Origin of the sequence: Bifidobacterium sp. UBA6881, from assembly GCA_002451435.1 — a bacterium.
Lineage (GTDB): Bacteria > Actinomycetota > Actinomycetes > Actinomycetales > Bifidobacteriaceae > Bifidobacterium.
Genome location: DKCF01000109.1, coordinates 9841 through 19335 on the forward strand (window position 1 = coordinate 9841; position 9495 = coordinate 19335).

Annotated in this window: 11 protein-coding genes; 6 read left to right on the forward strand and 5 right to left on the reverse strand. The window is 61.6% G+C overall.

Annotation, left to right across the window (positions count from 1 at the left end):
- The 4 genes from B3C64_RS08325 to B3C64_RS08340 all read left to right on the forward strand — a co-directional run.
- On the forward strand, positions 1-207 hold a 207-nt coding region (locus B3C64_RS08325), incomplete at its 5' end, for a hypothetical protein (protein ID WP_291535011.1).
- Positions 208-472: 265 nt separating this feature from the next.
- Positions 473-850 (forward strand): GntR family transcriptional regulator, encoded by a 378-nt coding sequence (locus B3C64_RS08330; protein ID WP_291535012.1) that lies wholly within the window; start codon positions 473-475, stop codon positions 848-850.
- A gap of 30 nt (positions 851-880) precedes the next feature.
- Complete coding sequence (locus B3C64_RS08335; protein WP_291535013.1) at positions 881-1357, forward strand: hypothetical protein; 477 nt, start codon at positions 881-883, stop codon at positions 1355-1357.
- Positions 1354-1476, forward strand: a complete 123-nt coding sequence (locus tag B3C64_RS08340; RefSeq protein WP_291535014.1) for a hypothetical protein — start codon at positions 1354-1356, stop codon at positions 1474-1476. Before B3C64_RS08335 ends, B3C64_RS08340 begins: the two co-directional genes overlap by 4 nt.
- 114 nt (positions 1477-1590) lie before the next feature.
- Here B3C64_RS08340 and B3C64_RS08345 read toward each other — a convergent pair whose 3' ends face one another.
- From B3C64_RS08345 to B3C64_RS08355, 3 genes are all read right to left on the reverse strand, one after another.
- Positions 1591-2262, reverse strand: a complete 672-nt coding sequence (locus tag B3C64_RS08345) for an HAD family hydrolase (protein ID WP_291535015.1) — start codon at positions 2260-2262, stop codon at positions 1591-1593.
- Between the two features lie 156 nt (positions 2263-2418).
- Positions 2419-4125 carry a DNA repair protein RecN gene (recN, locus tag B3C64_RS08350; RefSeq protein WP_291535016.1) on the reverse strand — a complete coding sequence of 569 codons (1707 nt, stop codon included), beginning with the start codon at positions 4123-4125 and terminating at the stop codon, positions 2419-2421.
- Positions 4126-4130: 5 nt separating this feature from the next.
- Complete coding sequence (locus B3C64_RS08355; protein WP_291535017.1) at positions 4131-5072, reverse strand: NAD kinase; 942 nt, start codon at positions 5070-5072, stop codon at positions 4131-4133.
- Positions 5073-5301: 229 nt separating this feature from the next.
- Here B3C64_RS08355 and B3C64_RS08360 point away from each other — a divergent pair, with 229 nt between their 5' ends.
- Both B3C64_RS08360 and B3C64_RS08365 read left to right on the forward strand, forming a co-directional pair.
- Positions 5302-6765, forward strand: a complete 1464-nt coding sequence (locus B3C64_RS08360; protein ID WP_291535018.1) for a potassium transporter TrkG — start codon at positions 5302-5304, stop codon at positions 6763-6765.
- Between the two features lie 63 nt (positions 6766-6828).
- The gene (locus tag B3C64_RS08365) at positions 6829-7482 is read left to right on the forward strand and encodes a potassium channel family protein (RefSeq protein WP_291535019.1); all 654 of its coding nucleotides are present in this window, start codon (positions 6829-6831) and stop codon (positions 7480-7482) included.
- Positions 7483-7640: 158 nt separating this feature from the next.
- Here B3C64_RS08365 and B3C64_RS08370 read toward each other — a convergent pair whose 3' ends face one another.
- Positions 7641-8408 (reverse strand): TlyA family RNA methyltransferase, encoded by a 768-nt coding sequence (locus B3C64_RS08370; protein ID WP_291535020.1) that lies wholly within the window; start codon positions 8406-8408, stop codon positions 7641-7643.
- 14 nt (positions 8409-8422) lie between these two features.
- A complete protein-coding gene (locus B3C64_RS08375; RefSeq protein WP_291535022.1) occupies positions 8423-9448 on the reverse strand; it encodes an HAD-IIA family hydrolase in 1026 nt (341 codons plus the stop codon).
- Positions 9449-9495: the final 47 nt, after the last annotated feature.

Genomic DNA, 9495 nt, shown 5'->3' on the forward strand with positions numbered 1-9495 from the left:
CCCCGGATGAAATCGACGCACGACGATTGGGTTTCAGATGATTCCTCCGCCGAACGAAAGATAAGCGCGGCCGCATATTCTGCCGGTGCCATACGGAATATCAATCAGCGTGACCGCTCGTTTCCAATAATGAAGACGGGCGATTTCGTCGCTTGTCAGATGCATCACCAGCGCCATATTCGTTCAGCGACATTTCGTGCGATGTAAAACGTCGCCGACGATGGCGGCGTCGGTAATTCATTCCGGAAGCGACATGCAACGGCCAGAATCATCCTCATTCCGCATATCCAAAGGAAATTAAGGAAATTATAGGAGCGGTAGAACCACGACGTCGGAAATCACACATCTTACTGTTATATAACACGCCATAACAGTAAGACATAATCTGTGTTACTGTTGTATATAACAGTTGAACAGTTCGACATGAACCGTTCAACTGGGAAGCAAAACACCGCATAGAAAGGGGCACAGGTTGAAGCTGATCATCTCATCCGTGTCCGGAGAACCGATCTACGAACAAATCAAGAACCAAATCAGGTCCGCGATCATGTCGGGCGAACTTGCGGCAGGCGAGGCGCTTCCCTCGCTACGCAAACTCGCCAAGGAACTGCGCGTCAGCGTGCTCACCGTGACCAGGGCGTACAACGAACTGGCCGACGAAGGGCTCGTGGAGAACGTGCAGGGCAAAGGCACGTTCGTGATGGAACGCGGCAACGAACTCATGAAGGAACGCGCACGCGAACGCATCATGGACGTATTCGAGCAGACGGTCACCGCCGCCAAAGCCGCCGACATCAGCCTGATCGACCTGCTTGGCATGTTCGAGAAAGCCTACAGGGAACAATCATGAGCAAAGACCCCAAGGAAAGCAGAACTGGAAGTGGCCGTCGGCATCGCCTTGGCCGACGTCATCACGCATGAACCAATCAAGGCCGTGGACATACTCGTCTTCGCCGCGGCGACCGTGCTGGTCCTCATGCCGTTCAACGCCGCCATGCAACCGCTCCTATACCGGTTCTCCCCTTATCATGCCATGATCGTCTTTGTTCTCGGCATCGGCATAATCATAGGCGCGCTCTTTGGACTGCGCACGGCACTGCCGGAATTCGAAGAAGCCACCGATCGCTTGGCTGACGCGATCGGCAGGAACGAAGCAGCCGCACTGGCGGTGTTCCCGACCATCGATGTCATCGCAGTGGCGATTTCCCATAGGACGTCATTGCGCATCTGCCATCGCAAAGATATCTGGCCAACAGACCGCAACAATCTTCTTCAATGCAAACAATTGCAAAATGATGTGCGGAAACGAGTGTCTGCTATGTTGTGTAACGACAAAAGAGGAAGGAACACAAAATGAAGCTTATGCATGCGATTCGCCACGCGCTGGAAGTCCAGACCCTGAATGAAATGAGCCGTTCCGCGGGTGCGCCGAGTGTGAACAAGGCGCTGTCCGACATGGTTTCCAGCATGCGCTGATTACGCGACAACAGGGCGGTCCGCTACAGGCGGACCGCTTTTTTATTTTGATTCGATGGGCGATTCCCCAGCCGCCCATCGCCCGCCCATCAACAACGGCAAGGGCGATCCGCGCTACAGCACATCCGGCGCGTCCCGGAAGTCGAACATGACGCCATCCGCCACGTCGCAAATCTCAGACCAGTCGGCATCGGACGAATCGTCATGCATGGCCCACACCGTCATGCCAACGGATTTCGCGGACCGCATGCCGACCAACAGATCCTCGAACACGGTGCACTCCCCCGGCTCGATACCAAGACGCGACGCCGCCAACAGATACACGTCCGGCCGGTCCTTGCCGACGTCGCCCGCATCATCGACGCTGACGATCGCATCGAAATAATCAAGGATGCCGACGTGCCGCATCGCCGGCTCGCGCAAAGCCGGCGGCAGCGACGTCGCCACGGCGAGCTTCGCACCGCTCTCCTTCAACGCCGCCAGATATTCCCGCGCATGCGGTTTCGCCTCGACCACCGTGGCATACATGACGCGTGCCATACGGTCCCATTCCTCCATCAGCGCCTCGGGGGTTTCCGACAATCCGAAACGCTGGATGGTGTATTCGGCGATCTGCCGGAATTGCATCGCCGCGACCTTCGTCATGTAATCGTCAGGCGCCTCGATGCCGCGCCGCGCGAGAAAATCGACATCGACCTGGTCCCATACGCCCATGGAGTCAAGCAATGTGCCGTCAAGGTCGAAGATGGCCGCCTTGCCGTGATTGTTCACCGTATTGCCGGTCATGATGGTTCACTCCTTATATCCATACCATGTATGCGACGGCATCCGCAAGGCAGCCGGCGCAAAACCCATTGCCGCAACAATACCGCGACGAACGCCGATTCGTCCCGTCAAATCAATGTCCCGTCAAATCGATGCAAGACATGTAATGCAGGCGCGTCAGTCAAGCACCGACGATTCGAGCAGCTCCTCGGCGTGCTCCAGCGACGCCTCGCTTTCGCTGCCCGACAGCATGCGCGCTATCTCATGCACGCGCTCATCGTTCCGCACCTGTTTGATGTCGGTCACGACCGAACCGTCATCGGCCTCGCCTTTGACCACCACATACTGCTCGTCCGCCCATGAGGCGACCTGTGGCAGATGGGTGACGACGATGACCTGCGCGGATTGCGCGAGTTTCGCCAGACGAGCGCCCAATTCGACCGCGGTTTTGCCGCCCACGCCCGCATCGACCTCGTCGAAGATGAATGTCATCGGAGGCACCGTGCCGCCGGCGACCACATGCCGTTCCGCGGCGACCAGCTCCAAGGCGAGCATGAGTCGGCTCAATTCGCCGCCGGAAGCGCTTTTGCCCATAGGCATCTGCGGCGACCCAGGGAACGGCGTGAACAGGAAATCGATGTCGTCCAATCCGGAAGCGTCCATCTGTTCCCGTTCCGAAACACGAATCTCCAGCTTCGAGCCGCCCATGGCCAACGAATCCAATTCCTTGGTGACCTTGGAGGCGAGTTCCTTCGCGGCCGAGGCGCGGCGTCTGCTCACCGCACGGGCGGCCTTCAACGCCGCTTCGAACAGTTTGGCCCGCTCCTCCTGCAATTGCCCGACCTTTTCCGGGGAAGCGTCGAGGTCCTCCAGATCGAACACCGCCTTGTCTCGCCATGCGATCACATCGGCCAAGGTCGGCCCCCATCTGCGGGTCAGCTCGTCCAGTTCGTGGATGCGGCCGTTGATGGAATCCAAGTCCTCCACGCTCGCGTCGTTGTCCACTTCGCCGGACAGCGTGAACACCACATCCGACAAATCCGTGCTGATGGAGTCGAGACGGTCGGCGAGTTCGGAGAACACGCCCTCCACATGGATGCCACGCAGAGCCTGGGACGCGCGGTCGATCAGATCGGCCGCGCTGGAGGATTCCACGTCATCCGCCACCTGGGAAGCGTCGAGCGCGCCCAACGCGCGGGTCACGCCCTCCGCGATCTCCGCCGCGTTCTCGATGCGGTCACGCCTCGCGCGCAATTCCTCCATCTCGCCCGGCTGCGGGTCGACGCGGTTGATCCGTTCGATGGACTCGCGCAGATAATCCGCCTGCTGCCGCATCGACGATTCCTGTCGGGACAGCCGCTCCAAACGCTCGTCCATGGCGTGCAGGGCGTGCCATGCCTTGCCATAGGCAGCCAAAGCGACTTCATCCGCCGCATACCGGTCCAGAAACTCACGTTGGCGAATCGTGGAGGCGATGCGCAGCTGGTCGGCCTGGCCATGGATCGTCACCAATTCCGCGGCGACCGATTGCAGCACCGAGCGCGGCACGCTGCGTCCGGACAGCATGCTGCGCGACCTGCCCGACGCGGGAACCTTGCGCGACAGAAACAGTTCGCCATCCTCGGGTTCGAACCCCGCCTCGTGCGCGGCCGCGACGGCGGCCGGCGACGACGCCACCTCGAATACGCCCTGCGCCCACGCCTCGTCGGCGCCGACCGACACGCGTCCGCCATCGGACGGGCCGCCGGAGATCAGTTTGATGGCGCTCAGCAGCATCGATTTGCCTGCGCCGGTCTCGCCGGTTATCGCCGTCATGCCTCCGGCCGGCGCGATCACCGCGGAACGAATCGGACCAAGATTGCGGATTTCAAGCTCCTCAAGCATGCCGGTTACTTCCCGCCTTCCTCGACGCCGTCCGAAAACGACTGTCCATGGTGCGTGCCGTCCGCCTTCCGCGCCTGCTCGCGCCAGCCGACGACGGGAAGATCGAATTTCGTGACCAGACGATTCGTGAACGGCACGCCGGAAAGACGGGCCAGACGCAACGTGCTCTTCGACTCGCGCACCTCGACGCGCGTGCCCTTCGGCAGGGCGCGTTGGCGGCGGCCGTCACAGCAGATCCATCCGTCGGAAGTCGAATCCTCGAGAATGTCCAAGGCGAACGTGGAGCCCGCGCCGATGATCAAAGGCCTTGCGAACAACGCGTGCGCGGCCAACGGCACCAATTGCAACGCCTTCACGTTCGGCCAGATGATCGGGCCGCCAGCGGAGAACGCGTAGGCGGTGGAACCGGTCGGCGTCGACACGATGACGCCGTCGCAGCCGAACGAGCTCATCTCCACGTCGTCGACGCGCACCGACAACTCGACCATCTTGCCACGGACCGCGCGCTCCAGTGTGATGTCGTTCAGCGCCCAATCCTCGATCGGCTTTCGCGCCCCGGGAAGCCACACATCGACATGGGCGATCATGCGCTCGTCGATCGAATAATCATGTTCGGCCACACGCCGGATGGCCTCGCTCATCTGGAAGCTTTCGAACTCCGCGAGAAAACCGACGTGCCCCAGATTGACGCCCAGAATCGGCACCTGCGTGCAGTGCACCAGCTCCGCGGCCCTCAGAATCGTGCCGTCGCCGCCCAGCACGACCACGATCTCCGTGCCGTCGTCGACCACCGGCGGCTGGCTGCCGAAATCCGGAGCCTCGACGTTATCGATGATCGACACCTCGAAGCCGGCCCCCGTCAGCTGGTCGACGGCCTCCTCGACCACCGTGCCGCTCTCGCGCAGGCGCGTATGCGTCACCACCACCGCGTGCCGTGTACCGAACATCCGCAAACCTTTCCACAGGCGACCATCCGAGGAACATCACGAAGACGTCCCAACGGCCATCATAATCGAACAAATGAACGAAAACGGGAAATCCACGCCGAGATCCGCGGGCCGAACACCGCGCGTCCGACGCCACGTCCAGCCGTTCCCGGCCCGTCCTTAGCCACACATACGCTTACAATAACGCAAAGGACGGAAAGACCACCATAGAAAAGGAGCGGGGAACGGCATGTCGAATCTCGTCTTTGACGAGTCCTCCTCCAACCGCGAGGCCTCGCACGGCTACGCATGGTGGTTCTCCGGAGACACCTTCGAAAAGGCCATGGCGGAAGACCGCAAACCGCGCAAACGAAGCCTCATGCATCGTCTGGTCAACCATCCTGGACGACTGACCATCTGCTATTTCATGCTGCTGGCAATGCTTTCCACCAGCATGCTGCTCACCCCCATCGCCACCCCGAAGGGCGAAACCACCACATTCACCACCGCGCTCTTCACCGCAGTGTCCGCGATCTCCACCTGCGGCATCTCCATCGTCAATTCCACCACCCACTGGACCACCTTCGGCCAAGGCGTGCTGATCTTCTCCGTGCAGATGGGCGGCTTGGGCGTCATGACCTTCGCCTCGCTCATCGCACTCGCCGTGAACCACCATCTCAAGGCGACGCAGCGCATGCTCACGGCCAACGAGCTCGGCACGTCGAAGCTCGGGGAAATCAGAGGCGTGCTCACGGTGGTCATCACCACCGCGTTCATCATCGAGGGCATCACCTTCTTCGCGTTGTTCCCGGGTCTGTACAAGGTCAACCATGGCGACGTGCGACAGACGCTGTGGGAATCGCTGTTCTTCGCCGTGATGGCATACAACAACGCCGGCTTCACCCCTGACGGCGCGGGACTGCACGTCAACAACTGGGCCGTGGGACTGCCGATCCTCGCCAGCGCGTTCTGCGGCACGCTCGGATTCCCGGTGCTGCTGAACCTCATGCGCTCATGGCGCGCGCACCGTCCGGCGAAGCGGTGGAGCCTGCACACGAAACTCACGTTGACGACCACGTTCTGCATCGTGATCGCCTCGTTCACCTGGTTCCTCGTCATGGAGTGGAACAATTCGCTGCTGTTCTCCGGGGACGACATCGAGCCACGGCTCTGGCACGCCATGGTGGCGGCGGTCATGCCGCGCAGCTCGGGCTTCGACCTTTCCTGGATGCCGGGCGTCAGCGATGCCACGAAAGTGTTCCTGTCCATCGTCATGTTCATTGGCGGCGGCAGCACCTCCACCGCCGGCGGCATCCGCGTCACCACATTCGCGGTGCTGCTGCTGACGTGCAGGGCGGCGTTCACGGGGCGCCATGACATCAACGCGTTCCACCGCCGCATCCACACGCAGGCGGTCATGACCGCGGTGGCGGTCAGCACCGCCTGTCTGACGCTGGTCACCGTGGTGTCGTTGTCGCTTATGGTCATCAGCGGATGCTCGCTGTCCGACGCGCTGTTCGACACCTGCTCGGCGTTCGGATTGGGCGGCTATTCCGTCGGCGTCGCCAACGAGAACAGCCCGCTGGTGCTGTACATCCTCGCGGCCACCATGTTCATCGGCAGGTTGGGGCCGCTCACCATCGCCTACGCCGTGTCGCGCCCGCACAATCTTGAGGCGGTGCGCTACCCCACCGAGCAGATCGTGGTCGGCTGACGGAAGCATATACTGGCAAACAGCGGATGTTGGATTAGAAATTCGAAAGGTATGCGAACAATCATGGCGAACAACACCAGAAGCGTTCTTGTGGTCGGACTGGGCCGTTTCGGCAGTTCGGTGGCCACGACGTTGGACATGATGGGCCAGGATGTGCTCGCCGTCGACAAGGATGGCGAACTGGTGAACCGCTGGTCCTCGCAGATTCCGACCGTACAAGCCGACATGACCGACGTGATGGCGCTGGAACAGGTCAACGCCTCCGATTTCGACACCGCGGTCGTGGCGATCGGCGACAGCGTCGAAGCGTCCGTCATCACCGCCGGCAATCTGCTCGACGCCGGCATTTCGGACATTTGGGCGAAATCCGTCTCCAAGGAGCATGCGCGCATCCTGCAGCGCATCGGCGCGCGCCACATCATCAACGCGGAGACCGACGCCGGCAAGCGTGTGGGGCATCTGGTCTCCGGCAATTATCTCGATTACATCGAGTTGGAGGGCGCGTACAACGTCGTGAAGATCCATACGCCCGCGCACGTCGTCGGCTACACCATCGAGGACGCGCGCGTGCATGAGCGTTTCGGCATCACCGTGGTCGGCATCAAATCGCCGGGCAAGGAATTCGAATACGGCTCGAAGGAACTGATCATGCACCGCAACGACGAGCTCATCATCATGGGCAAGCAGGACCAGATCGACCGTTTCCTGAGGGGCTGATCGATTTCGGGCACCGTTACGCCTCGGCCGGTACGAATGGCGATGGCATGCGGACGGCCTGCGAACCGATATGGCAATGGGCTGGAATCCATGATAGGATTCCAGCCCATTTGTGACTCGTTGATATTGCTTGATATGCGATGATGCGGCGTATGCGATTACGCCATCGGCGCCACCGCGTACAGCAGATATTCGATATTGCCGTGTGTGCCTTCGATGGGCGACGGGCCGGCGCCACGCACATCCAGTCCATTGCCGCGCGCGCATGCGATGACGGTGTCGAGCGCCTGCCTGCGCAAACGTTCGCTTTCCACGATGCCGTTCTTGCCGAGATTGCCCTTGCCGACCTCGAACTGAGGTTTGACGAGCAGCACGACTTGCGCGCCGGGCGCGGCTATCCGCGCGATGACGGGAATCACATACGTCAATGAGATGAACGACACGTCGGATACGATCATCTGCGGCCGATATGGAAGGTCCTCCGCTTCGACATCGCGGATATTGACGCCGCTCATCTCGATGATACGGTCGTCATCGGCGATGCGCGGATCAAGCTGTCCATGGCCGACGTCCAAGGCGATGACCTTGGACGCTCCCCTGCGCAGCAGCACATCGCAGAATCCTCCGGTGGAGGCGCCGATGTCGAGGCATCGGAGATTCCGTGCGGAGACCAGTCCTTTGGAAGCGAAGGCGTCGAAGGCGCCTACCAGTTTGTAGGCGCCTCGGGAAACGTAGCCCTCACCCAGGTCGGCGGCCACGGCGTCATCGGCGGTGATCTTCAGCGACGCCTTGCGCGCGGCGAGGCCATTCACGCTGACCTTGCCGTCCGTGATCAGACGCTGCGCCTTCGACCTGCTGTCGACAAGACCGCGATCGACCAAGGCGACGTCCAAACGGACCGCGTTGTGGGAGACGCTGCGGGGCATGGGAACGTTCCGCATCAATCGAGGTGGAATTCGGGCACGTCGACGCTTTGCACGTCACGTCCGTGATCGGCGGCATCCCACATGGCGTCGCAGGCCGCGCGCAGGCCATCGACCGAGGCGGTATCGGTGACGTACAGGCGGTCGCCATCGATACGGGCCTGGGCATTGCCGCAAATCCACGCGCCATCCTCATGGCTGATGCGCGGCGCGGGTTCGTTGAGGCCGCGCAAATCCTTGGCGATGAAGGCTGGGCGCAGATGCGCCGGCGCGAACATCAACTCGTGTGGGTTGGTGACGCCGGTGAGCACCGCAAGCGAATCGTATCCGCCGCGGTTGCCCGCCTCGATGTCCGTGTCGAGACGGTCGCCGATGGCGAGGCAACGCTCCTTCGCCACGGGATCGGCGCCGTCGTGGGCGGCCAGCAGACGCGCCTCGTCGTACATGGCCGATTCCGGCTTTCCGGCCGACGAGACCGGTTCCACGCCGGTGGCGTTGATGACCGCTTTGATCATGGATCCGCAGCCGGGGGCGATGCCCAGTTCGCGCGGAATGGTCAGATCCCGGTTCGTCACGAAATAGGTCGCGCCATGCTCGACCGCATAGGCGATCTGCGCCATCTCGTTCCACGACATCTCGGGATACCAACCCTGAATCGCCGCGACGGGACGCTCTTCGGCCGAATCCACGACCTGCAGCCCCTGCTTGGACACCTCTTCACGAAGATGGCGGGCTCCGAGCACGAACACCTTCGCGCCCTTCGGCACCGCGCGCGCCACCATACGGGCGGCCACCACCGATGAAGTGATGACCTGCCATGGCTCCACATCAAGGCCGAATCCTTTGAGCTGATCGGCGACGACCGACTGCAGACGGGAGGAATTGTTGGTGGTGTATTCCACCGTCATGCCCAGCTGCTCCGCCTTGCGGATGTTCTCGGCCGCGTGGTCCACCGGGTTCTTGCCCCGGTAGACCACGCCGTCAAGATCGAGCAGAGCCAGTCCGTAGGCCTCGCTGAGCGCCTGTTCCGTGGACTTCAGCATATGCGTCACGCCTCACTCTTCGTTGTTGGCTGCCTCGCCGGCGTCCT

Bases quoted from the DNA above. Each gene is read 5' to 3' on its own strand.
- B3C64_RS08340 (WP_291535014.1), top strand. From the start codon at position 1,354: ATGAAGCTTATGCATGCGATTCGCCACGCGCTGGAAGTCCAGACCCTG.
- B3C64_RS08345 (WP_291535015.1), bottom strand. From the start codon at position 2,262: ATGACCGGCAATACGGTGAACAATCACGGCAAGGCGGCCATCTTCGAC.
- recN (WP_291535016.1), bottom strand. From the start codon at position 4,125: ATGCTTGAGGAGCTTGAAATCCGCAATCTTGGTCCGATTCGTTCCGCG.
- B3C64_RS08355 (WP_291535017.1), bottom strand. From the start codon at position 5,072: ATGTTCGGTACACGGCACGCGGTGGTGGTGACGCATACGCGCCTGCGC.
- B3C64_RS08360 (WP_291535018.1), top strand. From the start codon at position 5,302: ATGTCGAATCTCGTCTTTGACGAGTCCTCCTCCAACCGCGAGGCCTCG.
- B3C64_RS08365 (WP_291535019.1), top strand. From the start codon at position 6,829: ATGGCGAACAACACCAGAAGCGTTCTTGTGGTCGGACTGGGCCGTTTC.
- B3C64_RS08370 (WP_291535020.1), bottom strand. From the start codon at position 8,408: ATGCCCCGCAGCGTCTCCCACAACGCGGTCCGTTTGGACGTCGCCTTG.
- B3C64_RS08375 (WP_291535022.1), bottom strand. From the start codon at position 9,448: ATGCTGAAGTCCACGGAACAGGCGCTCAGCGAGGCCTACGGACTGGCT.